Genomic DNA, 11,622 nt, shown 5'->3' with positions numbered 1-11,622 from the left:
CCCAGCTCCTGCGCGAGGTCGCCTGGGGCGAGCTCGACGTGCTGATCGTCGACATGCCCCCGGGCACCGGCGACGCGCAGCTGACGCTGGCGCAAGCCACGCCGCTCGCCGGGGCGGTGATCGTCTCGACCCCGCAGGACCTGGCGCTCATCGATGCGCGGCGCGCGGTCACGATGTTCCGCCGGGTCGAGGTGCCGATCCTCGGGGTCGTCGAGAACATGGCGACCTTCGTCTGCCCGCATTGCGGCGGCACCTCGCACATCTTCGGCCATGGCGGCGCCCGCCAGGAGGCCGAGACCCTGGGCGTGCCGTTCCTCGGCGAGGTACCGCTCACCATGACGATCCGCGAATCCTCGGATTCCGGCCGGCCGGTCGTGGCGGTCGATCCCGACGGGCCGCAGGCCGCCGCCTACCGGACCATCGCCGCCGGCCTGTGGGCCGGGCTCAGCGGCGGCGCCGGTCCGCGCCCGGCGCCCCGGATCGTGATCGAGTGAGCACGCCCCCGACCCTCGGGGTGATCCTGGCCGGCGGGCTCTCCCGCCGGATGGGCGGCGGCGACAAGCCGCTGCTGCGGCTCGGCGAGAAAACCCTGCTCGAACGGGTGGCGGAGCGCATACGCCCGCAATGCTCCGCCGGGCTGATCCTCAACGCCAACGGCGATCCGGCGCGGTTTCGCGCCTTCACCGGCTTCGTGGTGCCGGACTCACTTCCCGACGCCCCCGGGCCCCTCGCCGGCGTGCTCGCCGCCCTCGACTTCTGCGCCGCGCACCACCCGGACGTGCCTTACGTCGCGAGCGTCGCCGGCGACACGCCGTTCCTGCCGCACGATCTCGTCGCCCGGCTCCACGCGGCGCGGGCCCGCGACGGCGTCGCGATGGCGGTCGCGGCCTCGGGCGGGCAGCTGCATTTCGTGAACGGGCTCTGGGCGGTGTCCTTGCGCCACGACCTGCGGGCGGCCCTGGTCGAGCGGGGCCTGCGCCGGGTGGGCATGTGGATCGCCCGGCACAATGCGGCGGAAGCCGCGTGGGAGGCGGAGCCGGTGGATCCGTTCCTGAACCTCAATACGCCGGATGATTTCGCAGCGGCGGAGAAATTGCTTGCATCTTGACGGATGACGGCAAGCTATCTTGCAGCTTTGACTTGGCTGAGGTGAACCCATCCGATAGGTGAGTTCTCCCCAACCTGTACCCATTCGCCTTTTTGCTGGAAGGCATTCATGGTTTTTCCTGTTGGTAGCGTCCTTCTCGCAACCGACGTATTTTCTGGGGCTTCGCGAATATATGCATCTTGGGTTGCCACAACTCTAGCCGATCCAGCATCTGAAATGCCTTCTTGCGGCCCACCCGACGTTTTTCTTGCGTTTGCGGTGGGCGCTTTAGGTGAAGTTTCACCACTCGATTTCTGGGTAGGGAATGGTCGTGTCAATTTTTCAGGAACTTTTATTCCCGTTTTCTGTGATATGGATAGTAATATCGCGTGCCCATGATTCGTAAATAATAGAAATGCGCTTAAATATAACAAAACACTAAATAATATTCTCTTTACACCATCAAATAAATTGGCCATATTTCCACTACTGAGACCAGGAGATGCAAAGAAAAAATTATTAAGATACAAGATGCTTGTATAGGGCAGCTGCGCGGCCCACGAGATTGCATCGTAATCTGGCCGTGCGCTCAGGCCAAAATTTGACAAGACAGTTTTTAGCGAAACATCTGAGAACGTTGCAACAAATATAGCAGGGGTGAGTAAGGCCGTAAACAAAAATACAAATATGTAGTATATTGCAACGATTGGTACATATAATAATTGATAAAAGAAAAATATTATATTAATAAATACATATAAAGTGATATACTTCCAACTCATGAGTTCCGATATATAGAAATCTTCATTAACATAAGCCCAATACAAATAAATTCCAAAAAATACCACAACAGCAGCAATATTTGTTATGAGGCTAAATCCTGCAACCTTGTCGCTCGATGGTGCAGCATTGCTGAATACAGCATGATAGGCATGCCTGACTGATAGACCCCAGCGACTGACGGACTCATGAAGGGCTCTATCAGATGATGCTGTTTTTGGCGATGCCCCAGCAAGAACTTTAGTAGCTTGAATGATAGGATCGATAATTATAAATCTACTTAAGTAAATAGCATTTAATATAATTCCGATCGTTGAGTAAAGAATAAATATTACTGAAAAAGAAAATATTTTTACTAGTAAGATCATAGCAGAATTTGCCGTCGCGAGTCGTGCGGAATGGCACCGCCCCTGCTTAACAAGGGACGCAATAAGTTACCAGATACCGCTGAGCAAAATCATCAATTTGCACTGCTCGCAATGAAAATATGATTTTTGTGAGCCAGCTGCCGAAGTGGCCTTGTCGGATCGACGACACAAAATATATAAATAATAGATAGGCAGGAGGCGGCTCGCAATATATCGCGAGCCGCTAAGAGTAAGGCTTTACGCCTCGACGCGCATCGACTTGATGGTGTCGGGATCGCGCACCGGCTCGCCGCGCTTGATCTGGTCGATCACATCCATGCCTTCGACCACCTTGCCCCACACCGTGTACTGCTTGTCGAGGAAGCGGGCGTCAGCAAAGCAGATGAAGAACTGCGAGTTGGCCGAGTGCGGGAAGTTGGTGCGGGCCATCGAGCAGGTGCCGCGCACGTGCGGCTCGGCGTTGAACTCGGCCTTCAGGTCGGGCAGCTCGGAGCCGCCGGTGCCGGTGCCGGTCGGGTCGCCGGTCTGGGCCATGAAGCCGTCGATGACGCGGTGGAACGGCACGCCGTCGTAGAAGCCCTGCTCCGAGAGGGTCGTGATCCGCTCGACGTGGTTGGGGGCGAGGTCGGGGCGCAGCTGGATGACCACGCGGCCCTTGCTGGTCTCCATCACGAGTCGGTTGCTGTCGGTCATGGTCGGTCTCCTTGATTCGGACCAGGGTAGACGAAACGCAGGGCGATGGGACGCCCCGCGACGGCGCCGCCGAGCCCCGCCGTCAGCCGCGCCGGGGTGCAGCGGGCGAGCGACGACAGGGTTTCGGCGACGAGCGCGTCCCGCCGCCGGGACGGAACGCGCGTGAAGGTGATCCGCGGGGTGCCCTGGAGGCTCCCGTCCCGCCGCAAGGCGAAGCGCGCGGTGATCGCGGCTGCCTCGAGATCGGCCGGCGGGCGCCAGCAGGCGGCGAGCCGGGGATAGAGCGCCGTGAGGGTGTCGGCGGGCCCCTCGGGGGTCGTCGTCACCGGCACCCGCACGGTCGCCCGCAGGGTGGTCGGCAGCGAGAGCACCGAGGGGTTATCGTACACGTCGAACTGCGCGGCGGCGGGCGAGATCGACACCGCCAGCGCGAGGCCGGCGCGAAAAGACCCGCCGCGCAAGGCTTACTGGCCGTCCTGCGCCAGGCTCATCCGGACGATCTTGTCCGGGTTCTGCACGGTGCCGTTCTGGGCCGACGAGCCCTTCTTGATCTTGTCGACCACGTCCATGCCGGAGGTCACCTCGCCCACCACCGTGTACTGGTTGTTGAGGAACGAGGCGTCGCCGAAGCAGATGAAGAACTGCGAATTGGCCGAGTTCGGGTCCTGCGAGCGGGCCATGCCGACGGTGCCGCGCTTGAACGGCGCCTTGGAGAACTCCGCCGGGATGTTCGGCAGGTCGGACTTGCCCATGCCGGTGCCGGTCGGGTCGCCGGTCTGGGCCATGAAGCCGTCGATGACGCGGTGAAAGACGATGCCGTTGTAGAAGCCGCGCTTCGTCAGCGTCTTGATCTGCTGGACGTGCTTGGGCGCGAGGTCGGGACGCAGCTGGATGGTGATCCGGCCGTCCTTGGTGTCGAGATAGACGGTGTTCTGGTCGGGCGCGGCGCTCGCCGGGGCGGCGATGCCGAGGGCGGCGACGGACAGCACCAGGGCTGCGAGCCAGCGGATCATGGAGGTCTCCTGGGGTGGAAATCGGCCGCGTCAGGCGGACGGGGCGAAGCGGGCGCTCAGGCGGTCGGCCACCGCCGCGGGCACGAAGGGCCGCACGTCGCCGCCCATGGCGGCGATCTGGCGGACCAGGGTGGCGGTGATCGGCCGCACGCCGGTCGAGGCCGGCAGGAACACGGTCTGCACCTCGGGCGCCATGGCGCCGTTCATGCCGGCGAGCTGCATCTCGTAATCGAGATCGGTGCCGTCGCGCAAACCGCGGATGAACAGGCTGGCACCGTGGCGCCGCGCCGCCGCCACCGCGAGGTCGGCGAAGCTGACGACCTCCAGCACCGTGCCGGTCTCGGCGGCGAGCGGCCCGCAGGTGGCGCGGATCAGGTCGGCGCGCTCCTCGGCGGAGAAGAGCGGGGTCTTGCCGGGATGCACGCCGATCGCCACGACGAGGCGGCCGACCAGGCGGCAGGCCTGGCGCACCACGTCGAGATGGCCGTTGGTCACCGGATCGAAGGAGCCGGCATAGAGCGCGGTGCGGTTCATCGTGGTCCCCCTAGAGCATTTTCGGGCCCGGCGGAACCGCCCGTCATTTCGTCCGGTCTCACTTGGTCCGGTCTCACTTGGTCCGGTCTCACTTGGTCCGGTCTCACTCGGTCCGGTCTCACTTGGTCACGGCGCCGACGAGCGGCCCGAGGGGCCGGCTCAGGTCCTGGCGCCCCAGGGACGGGGCGTAGAGGCTCGACACGCTGCCGTCGAGGAACAGCGCGTTGGGGCAGCCGAGATCGTCGCGGAACAGCCGCGCGAAGGCCCCGAAGCTCACCGGCGCCTCCGAGATCGCGAACACTGCATTGTGCCCGTCCGGCCGCACGCCGACCCCGTTGCGGATTTTCTGGGACGGGCCGTCCTCGGAGATCTTGGGATGGATGCGGTTGTTGATCACCAGCATCGGGCCGGACTGGGTCGCGAACTCCGCCTTGGGATGGGCCTTCAGGTAGCGCCCGGTCTCGAGCACCCCGGCGCGATCACCGGCGACGTAGAAGACCCCGTTGGGCTTCATGTGGAAGTTGCCCGGGCCGTTGGCGGTGTTGGCGGCCTTCAGCTCGCGCCCGTCCTCGACATAGAGGCCGACGGGGCCGAGGCCGTTGTCGTACATGCCGGCATTCATCGCGAAGGCGAGCTTGTCGCCCTGCTGCCCGGCGAGCCGCGACAGCGAGCCGTAGGGCAGGCCGTCGGGCCCGCGCCAGAAGAGCTTCACCCGGGCGCGCCGCAGGTCGACGGTGCAGACGGTATAGGCCTGGCCCTCATGGGTCTGCGGCCGGCAGGACGCCGCCGGGGAGGCGGCGGAGCCGGGCGCCGCCAGGGCAGGACCGGCCGCGAACCAGGAGAGGCCCGCCGCCAGCAGCGACGCCCCGATCCGCCCGGTCGATCCTGCCGCCATGTGTCTCTCCGTACCCCGCCGGCCCGACCGGTTTTCGGAATACTGGTATAGGGCGATCGTGACGTTTTGCAGCATGAACCGGAGACCGCGCGTCGACGTTCTGAGTGCCTGGGGGTTCACGATCATCTCTCGAAGGGACATCGGGTCATGAAGGGTATGTTGGCGGCATCGGCGGCCCTCGCGGGTGCGCTGCTCGTCGTTCCGGCCACCGCCGAGGCGCGCGGCTTCGGCGGCGGCGGCTTCCGGGGCGGCTTCGGCGGCGGTGGTTTCCGCGGCGGCTTCGGCGGCTATCGCGGGGTCGGCTTCGGTGGCTACCGGGGCGGCTATGGCGGCTGGCGCGGCGGTTACGGCGGCTATCGCGGCGTGGGTTTCGGCGGCTGGCGCGGCGGCTATGGCGGCTGGCGCGGGGGCTACGGCTATCGCCGCGGCTATGGCTGGGGCGCGGCGGGCCTCGGGCTCGGCGTCGGGCTCGGCCTCGCGGCGGCCACGGCCTACCCCTATTACGGCGGCTACGGATACGGCGGCTATGGCGGCTACGCCCCGGTCGGCTATTACGGCGGCGGCTACGATTATGGCTATGGCGGCGGCTGCTACGAGGTGCCCCGCGTGCGCTGGACGCCCTACGGCTATCGCCGCGTCCTCGTGACCCGCTGCTACTGAGCGGCGCAAAGGCCGCGAATCGACGGAGGGCCGCCCGCGCGAGGGCGGCCCTTTGTCGTACCGGGTCCCTCGCCCGGCGGGCCGGTCAGTTCCGGCGCCCCGCCGCCTCCTCCTGCCGCATCGGCATGGCGTCGATGGTGGAAAAAAGCCGCTCGGCCGGGATCGGCTCCTCGGCAATGAGCTTCGCCCCGCCATCCTTGCCGACCAGAACCGCCCGGAATCCCGTCGCCGGCAGGCCGAGGCGGCGGCGCACGGACGCGGCCTCCCTCCCCTCCCCGATCGCCCGCACCACCACGAGGTCGCGCTCGCGCATCCCGGGCGCGGCCGCCTCGGCGATGCGCGCTTGCGCGGCGGCGCGGGGATCGTCGGCGGCGGCCGCGATCACCAGGACCCGGGACGTCCAGCGGTAGCGGTCGAGATCCGACCCGGCGGACGCGGCCGGCAGGAGGGCCGCGAGCAGAAGGGGGCCGGCAAGGAGCGCGGCGGGGAGCGAGGACGGGAGCATGCCGGACCCTTTCGCGGGAAAGCCGGGCAGGGCCGGCGCATCTTTCGCAGGTAAGGCTCTGACAAACTCCGGCCAGCGCGGCGTTGACGCGCGGGGCCGTGCATCCCAGTTGCGACGGGATCCCCGCGCGAGCGGAGCCGAGAGGCCGGCTCGCGCCCGACGAACCCCTGGAAGGGAGGTCCCCGCATGTCCGACGTGAACCGCCGCATCGTCCTGGCGTCCCGGCCGCACGGCGAGCCGACACCGGCCCATTTCCGCGTCGAGCGCGGCACGGTGCCGGTGGCGCATGACGGCGAGGTGCTGCTGCGCAACCACTACCTCTCGCTCGATCCCTACATGCGCGGCCGGATGAGCGCGGCGAAGTCCTACGCCAAGCCGGTCGAGATCAACGACGTGATGGTCGGCGCTACGGTGTCGGAGGTGGTGGCCTCGCACCATCCGGGCTTTACGGTCGGCGATACCGTGCTGGCCTATGGCGGCTGGCAGGATTTTGCCGTGTCGAACGGCCAGGGCCTGCGCAAGCTCGACCCCTCGGCGGCGCCCGTCACCACGGCGCTCGGCGTGCTCGGGATGCCGGGCATGACCGCCTATACCGGGCTCCTCACCATCGGCGCGCCGAAGCCCGGCGAGACCGTGGTGGTGGCCGCCGCCACCGGTCCGGTCGGCTCGCTCGTCGGCCAGATCGCCAAGCTGAAGGGCGCCCGCACGGTCGGCATCGCCGGCGGGCCCGACAAGTGCCGCCACCTCACCGAGGATCTCGGCTTCGACGCGGCCGTCGACCACCGCTCCGGCGACCTGCCGGCGGCTTTGGCGGCGGCCTGCCCGGACGGCATCGACGTGTATTTCGAGAATGTCGGCGGCGCGGTGTTCGACGCGGTGCTGCCGTTGCTGAACGACTTCGCCCGCATCCCGGTCTGCGGCCTCGTCGCCAACTACAACATGACCGAATTGCCGCCCGGGCCCGACCGGGTGCCGGCGCTGATGCGCGCGGTGCTGAGCAAGCGCCTGAACTTCCGCGGCTTCATCGTCTCCGACTTCGCCGACCAGGGCCCGGCCTTCCTCGAGGATGTCGGCCAATGGCTGCGCGAGGGCAAGATCCGCTACCGCGAGGACGTGGTCGAGGGACTGGAGAGCGCGCCGGAGGCCTTCATCGGCCTGCTCAAGGGACGCAACTTCGGGAAACTGGTGGTGAAACTTTAAGTTTCACGCGAAGCTGTAAGGCTTCACTCCTCCGGGGGGCGCCGCGCCAGCGCCCGCAGCGCTCCCCGGAAGGTGCGCACGTCCTGCTCGGTCATCGCCATGCGGTGGAACATGTCGCGCATGTTGCGGATCATCCCGTCGCGTTTCGCCGGCGGATAGTAGCCGGCGGCGTCGAGGTCGGATTCCAGGCTTTCGAACAGCGAGATCAGGGCCTCCCGGGGCGCCGGGCCGGAGCGCATCGCGCCCGCGAACGGCAGCACCGCCCGTCCGGCCGCCCGCCGCCACTCGTAGCCCATGAGGAGCACGCTCTGGGCGAGGTTGAGCGAGGCGTGGTCCGGATCGACCGGGAAGGTGACGATGGCATCCGCCAGCGAGACCTCGTCGTTCGACAGCCCGACCCGCTCGCGCCCGAACAGGATGCCGACCTTTTCTCCCGCGGCGAGCCGCCCGGCCGCCTCCGCCATCCCCTCGTCGGGCCCGAAGACCCGCTTCATCTGGCCCCGCTCCCGGGCCGTGGTGGCGAGCACGTAGTGCAGGTCGGCCAGAGCCTCGGGAACCGTGGGAAAGACGGTCGTGCCGTCGAGGACGTGGGTGGCGCTCGACGCCGTCTCGCGCACGCCCTTCATCGGCCAACCGCCCTTCGGGTTCACGATCCGCAGGGCGTCGAGCCCGAAATTCCCCATCGCGCGGGCGGTCATGCCGATATTCTCGGCGAGCTGCGGCTCGACCAGGATGATGACGGGGCGGTTCGGCGAGGAATCAGTCATGGATGTGATCGGACGGGAGGAGTTGCCGGCACATAAGGCCTTCCGCCCGGATCGCGAAGGGGCGTTGCGCCGGCTCGGGAACCCATCGGCCCCGATCCGTGTTGTTAGGGCGGACCTCCTTGCAGCCCCGGTGCCCCCGCGCCGGGGTTTTTTTCATGACAGCCGGCGAAAGCCATTCGGCCCCGGCGCTTCCCCCTGTTTGTGCAGCGCGCTATGACCCCCCCACGGCCGGCCGCTTAGCCAACGCGGGCATGGGGACGGCCCCCGGATCACGGAAGGCTGGATCAGACATGGCGAAGATCAAGGTGGCGAACCCCGTCGTCGAGCTCGACGGCGACGAGATGACCCGGATCATCTGGCAGTCCATCAAGGACAAGCTGATCCATCCCTACCTCGACGTTCCGCTCGAGTACTACGACCTTGGGGTCGAGCATCGCGACGCCACCAACGACAAGGTGACGATCGAGGCCGCCGAGGCGATCAAGAAGCACGGCGTCGGCGTCAAGTGCGCCACCATCACCCCGGACGAGGCCCGGGTGAAGGAGTTCAACCTCAAGGAGATGTGGAAGTCGCCGAACGGCACGATCCGCAACATCCTGGGCGGCGTGATCTTCCGCGAGCCGATCATCTGCAAGAACGTGCCGCGGCTGGTGCCGGGCTGGACCCAGCCGATCGTGGTCGGCCGCCACGCCTATGGCGACCAGTACCGCGCCACCGACTTCAAGGTGCCGGGCAAGGGCCGCCTCACCGTCAAGTTCGAGGGCGAGGACGGCACCGTCATCGAGCGCGAGGTGTTCAAGTTCCCGGGCGCCGGCGTCGCCCTGTCGATGTACAACCTCGACGAGTCGATCCGCGACTTCGCCCGCGCCTCGATGAATTACGGCCTCGCCCGCAAGTTCCCGGTCTACCTCTCGACCAAGAACACCATCCTCAAGGCCTATGACGGCCGGTTCAAGGACATCTTCGAGGAGGTGTACGAGGCCGAGTTCAAGTCGCGGTTCCAGTCGGCCGGCATCACCTACGAACACCGCCTGATCGACGACATGGTCGCCTCGGCCCTGAAGTGGTCCGGCGGCTACGTCTGGGCGTGCAAGAACTACGACGGCGACGTGCAGTCGGACACCGTGGCGCAGGGCTTCGGCTCGCTCGGCCTGATGACCTCGGTGCTGCTCACCCCCGACGGCCAGACCGTCGAGGCCGAGGCCGCCCACGGCACGGTGACCCGCCACTACCGCGAGCACCAGAAGGGCAAGGAGACCTCGACCAACTCGATCGCGTCGATCTTCGCCTGGACCCGCGGCCTGTCGCACCGCGCCAAGCTCGACTCGAACGCCGATCTCGCCAAGTTCGCCGAGACCCTCGAGAAGGTCTGCGTCGACACCGTCGAGGCCGGCTTCATGACCAAGGACCTCGCGCTGCTGGTCGGCCCCGACCAGAAGTGGCTCTCGACCACCGGCTTCCTCGACAAGATCGACGAGAACCTGAAGACCGCGATGGCGGTCTGAGCCAAGGCGGCCGGGCCCCGCGCCCGGCCGTCCGGCCCCGTGCCCTGCTCAACCCGCCCGAGGCCGTCCGGCCCCGGGCGGGTTTTTTCATGGGTTCAGGTCACGCCCGTCGGCCCGTCGAGCACCGCCCGCACCCGGCGCGCGAGCTCCATCCGGCGATAGGGCTTGTTGATGATCTCGAACTCGGTGCCGCCGGCATCGGTGCGCTCCAGCGAGGCCTCGGCGTAGCCCGTGGTGAGCAGCACCTTGAGGCGGGGCTGGCGGCGGCGCGCCTCGCGGGCGAGCATCACGCCGTTCATGCCGCCGGGCATGATCAGGTCCGAGAACAGGAGATCGACCTTGTCGCCGCCGTCGAGGAGTTCGAGGGCCTGGCGGCCATCGGTGGCGAGCAGGGTGGTGTAGCCGAAATCGCGCAGGATCGCCCGGGCGAGCTCGGCGACGTCGCGGCGGTCGTCGACGATCAGGATCGTCTCGGTGCCCGAGCGCTGCATCCCGCGGGTGTCCGGACCGGGCGCCGGGCGCTCGTCGCTGTCGCTCATCGGGAAGTAGAGCCGCACGGTGGTGCCGTGGCCGGCGCGCGACTCGATCACGACGGTGCCGCCGGACTGCTTGGCGAACCCGTACACCATGGCGAGGCCCAGCCCCGTGCCGCGGCCCTCCTCCTTGGTGGTGAAGAACGGCTCCATCACCCGGGCCAGGATCTCGGGCGGCATCCCGGTGCCGGTGTCGGAGACCGAGACCGAGACGTAGCGCCCGGGCTGGGGCAGGCCGGAGGGCAGCTCGTCGGCGTCGAAGACGTGGTTCTCGGTCCGGATCGTCACGGTGCCGCGGCCCGGCAGGGCGTCGCGGGCATTGACCAGGATGTTGAGCAGCGCGACCTCGGTCTGGGTCGGGTCGATGCGGGCATTCCACAGCCCGTCCGCCAGTTCGGCCTCGACGGCGACTTCGTCGCCGAGGGTGCGGCCGGCGAGGTCGCGCATGCCCTCGACGAGGTTGTTGAGGTTCACCGACCGCCCGTCGAGGCGCTGCTTGCGGGCGAAGGCGAGGAGTTGCTGCGTCAGGGTGGTGGCGCGCTCGGCGGCGTTGCGGATGTTGTCGACCGCCCGCATCATCCGGCGCGGGTCGGTCGCCGGGTCCTGCAGGCCCGAATGCAGGATGTCGACGTAGCCGACCACCACCTGGAGCAGGTTGTTGAAGTCGTGCGCGATGCCGCCGGTGAGCTGGCCCAGCGCTTCCATCTGCTGCGACTGGCGCAGGGCCTCCTCGGCGTCGCGCCGGCGCGACACGTCGAGCTGCGAGCCGAAGAAATAGACCAGCTCGCCGCTCGGATCGTAGACCGGCGAGATGAACAGCGCGTTCCAGAACGTCGAGCCGTTCTTGCGGTAGTTCAGGATCTCGGTGGCGATCTCCTTGCGCTCGGCGATGGCGCGGCGCACCTCCGCCACCGTCTCGCGATCGGTCTCCGGCCCTTGCAGGAAGCGGCAATTGCGGCCGACCAGCTCCTCGGGCGTGTAGCCGGTCATGCCCCGGAAGGCCTGATTGGCGAAGATGATCGGATTGTCCGGCTGGCGCGGATCGGTCACGATCATCGGCATCCGCGTCATCTCGACGGCGG

At 67.1% G+C, this 11,622-nt stretch carries 14 protein-coding genes; 5 read left to right on the top strand and 9 right to left on the bottom strand.

Going from position 1 to position 11,622, the window contains the following annotated elements; all coding sequences use genetic code 11:
• Window positions 1-494, top strand: a 494-nt coding sequence (locus tag QR78_RS24435) for a P-loop NTPase (protein ID WP_048430194.1), incomplete at its 5' end; no start/stop codon positions are given.
• Complete coding sequence (gene mobA, locus QR78_RS24430; RefSeq protein ID WP_048430193.1) at window positions 491-1,108, top strand: molybdenum cofactor guanylyltransferase MobA; 618 nt, start codon at window positions 491-493, stop codon at window positions 1,106-1,108. The genes QR78_RS24435 and mobA, both read left to right, overlap by 4 nt.
• Window positions 1,109-1,122: 14 nt before the next feature.
• Here the strand turns inward: mobA and QR78_RS34385 are convergent, their stop codons facing one another.
• The 6 genes from QR78_RS34385 to QR78_RS24405 form a co-directional block, all read right to left on the bottom strand.
• Entirely contained in the window at window positions 1,123-2,235 is a 1,113-nt protein-coding gene (locus QR78_RS34385; protein ID WP_125900940.1) for an ARV1 family protein, read from the bottom strand.
• A 237-nt stretch (window positions 2,236-2,472) separates the two neighbouring features.
• Window positions 2,473-2,928: a peptidylprolyl isomerase gene (locus QR78_RS24425; protein WP_048430192.1), complete on the bottom strand. Its 456-nt coding sequence runs from the start codon at window positions 2,926-2,928 to the stop codon at window positions 2,473-2,475.
• Window positions 2,925-3,389, bottom strand: a complete 465-nt coding sequence (locus tag QR78_RS24420) for a hypothetical protein (RefSeq protein ID WP_425284130.1) — start codon at window positions 3,387-3,389, stop codon at window positions 2,925-2,927. Before QR78_RS24420 ends, QR78_RS24425 begins: the two co-directional genes overlap by 4 nt.
• A gap of 3 nt (window positions 3,390-3,392) precedes the next feature.
• The gene (locus tag QR78_RS24415) at window positions 3,393-3,941 is read right to left on the bottom strand and encodes a peptidylprolyl isomerase (protein ID WP_048430191.1); all 549 of its coding nucleotides are present in this window, start codon (window positions 3,939-3,941) and stop codon (window positions 3,393-3,395) included.
• 30 nt (window positions 3,942-3,971) lie between these two features.
• Window positions 3,972-4,475: a pantetheine-phosphate adenylyltransferase gene (gene coaD / locus QR78_RS24410; protein ID WP_048430190.1), complete on the bottom strand. Its 504-nt coding sequence runs from the start codon at window positions 4,473-4,475 to the stop codon at window positions 3,972-3,974.
• Between the two features lie 118 nt (window positions 4,476-4,593).
• Complete coding sequence (locus QR78_RS24405; protein ID WP_082171600.1) at window positions 4,594-5,370, bottom strand: phosphodiester glycosidase family protein; 777 nt, start codon at window positions 5,368-5,370, stop codon at window positions 4,594-4,596.
• Window positions 5,371-5,517: 147 nt separating this feature from the next.
• Between QR78_RS24405 and QR78_RS24400 the strand changes: the two genes are divergently transcribed.
• The gene (locus QR78_RS24400) at window positions 5,518-6,030 is read left to right on the top strand and encodes a hypothetical protein (RefSeq protein WP_048430189.1); all 513 of its coding nucleotides are present in this window, start codon (window positions 5,518-5,520) and stop codon (window positions 6,028-6,030) included.
• Window positions 6,031-6,115: 85 nt separating this feature from the next.
• On the opposite strand, the gene QR78_RS24395 is transcribed toward QR78_RS24400, so the two are convergent.
• Complete coding sequence (locus tag QR78_RS24395) at window positions 6,116-6,535, bottom strand: DUF4174 domain-containing protein (RefSeq protein WP_048430188.1); 420 nt, start codon at window positions 6,533-6,535, stop codon at window positions 6,116-6,118.
• Between the two features lie 186 nt (window positions 6,536-6,721).
• Here QR78_RS24395 and QR78_RS24390 point away from each other — a divergent pair, with 186 nt between their 5' ends.
• Window positions 6,722-7,735, top strand: coding sequence for an NADP-dependent oxidoreductase (locus tag QR78_RS24390; protein ID WP_048430187.1), 1,014 nt, complete (start codon window positions 6,722-6,724; stop codon window positions 7,733-7,735).
• A gap of 23 nt (window positions 7,736-7,758) precedes the next feature.
• Here the strand turns inward: QR78_RS24390 and QR78_RS24385 are convergent, their stop codons facing one another.
• On the bottom strand, window positions 7,759-8,502 hold the full coding sequence (locus QR78_RS24385) for an RNA methyltransferase (RefSeq protein WP_048430186.1): 744 nt from the start codon (window positions 8,500-8,502) through the stop codon (window positions 7,759-7,761).
• Window positions 8,503-8,792: 290 nt separating this feature from the next.
• Between QR78_RS24385 and QR78_RS24380 the strand changes: the two genes are divergently transcribed.
• The gene (locus tag QR78_RS24380) at window positions 8,793-10,007 is read left to right on the top strand and encodes an NADP-dependent isocitrate dehydrogenase (RefSeq protein ID WP_048430185.1); all 1,215 of its coding nucleotides are present in this window, start codon (window positions 8,793-8,795) and stop codon (window positions 10,005-10,007) included.
• A gap of 95 nt (window positions 10,008-10,102) precedes the next feature.
• On the opposite strand, the gene QR78_RS24375 is transcribed toward QR78_RS24380, so the two are convergent.
• A partial coding sequence (locus QR78_RS24375; RefSeq protein ID WP_048430184.1) for a histidine kinase famiy protein occupies window positions 10,103-11,622 on the bottom strand: 1,520 nt, incomplete at its 5' end.

The organism is Methylobacterium indicum (assembly GCF_001043895.1).
GTDB classification, from domain to species: Bacteria; Pseudomonadota; Alphaproteobacteria; order Rhizobiales; family Beijerinckiaceae; genus Methylobacterium; species Methylobacterium indicum.
Note: the sequence above shows the minus strand (reverse complement) of the source record. Positions and strands in the feature narration are given on the sequence as shown.

What these genes read in the sequence shown, in the direction of transcription:
- QR78_RS24380 (WP_048430185.1), top strand. Translation starts at nt 8,793, where the DNA reads ATGGCGAAGATCAAGGTGGCGAACCCCGTCGTCGAGCTCGACGGCGAC.
- QR78_RS24390 (WP_048430187.1), top strand. Translation starts at nt 6,722, where the DNA reads ATGTCCGACGTGAACCGCCGCATCGTCCTGGCGTCCCGGCCGCACGGC.
- coaD (WP_048430190.1), bottom strand. Translation starts at nt 4,475, where the DNA reads ATGAACCGCACCGCGCTCTATGCCGGCTCCTTCGATCCGGTGACCAAC.
- QR78_RS24415 (WP_048430191.1), bottom strand. Translation starts at nt 3,941, where the DNA reads ATGATCCGCTGGCTCGCAGCCCTGGTGCTGTCCGTCGCCGCCCTCGGC.
- QR78_RS24405 (WP_082171600.1), bottom strand. Translation starts at nt 5,370, where the DNA reads ATGGCGGCAGGATCGACCGGGCGGATCGGGGCGTCGCTGCTGGCGGCG.
- QR78_RS24385 (WP_048430186.1), bottom strand. Translation starts at nt 8,502, where the DNA reads ATGACTGATTCCTCGCCGAACCGCCCCGTCATCATCCTGGTCGAGCCG.
- QR78_RS34385 (WP_125900940.1), bottom strand. Translation starts at nt 2,235, where the DNA reads ATGATCTTACTAGTAAAAATATTTTCTTTTTCAGTAATATTTATTCTT.
- QR78_RS24425 (WP_048430192.1), bottom strand. Translation starts at nt 2,928, where the DNA reads ATGACCGACAGCAACCGACTCGTGATGGAGACCAGCAAGGGCCGCGTG.
- QR78_RS24400 (WP_048430189.1), top strand. Translation starts at nt 5,518, where the DNA reads ATGAAGGGTATGTTGGCGGCATCGGCGGCCCTCGCGGGTGCGCTGCTC.
- QR78_RS24395 (WP_048430188.1), bottom strand. Translation starts at nt 6,535, where the DNA reads ATGCTCCCGTCCTCGCTCCCCGCCGCGCTCCTTGCCGGCCCCCTTCTG.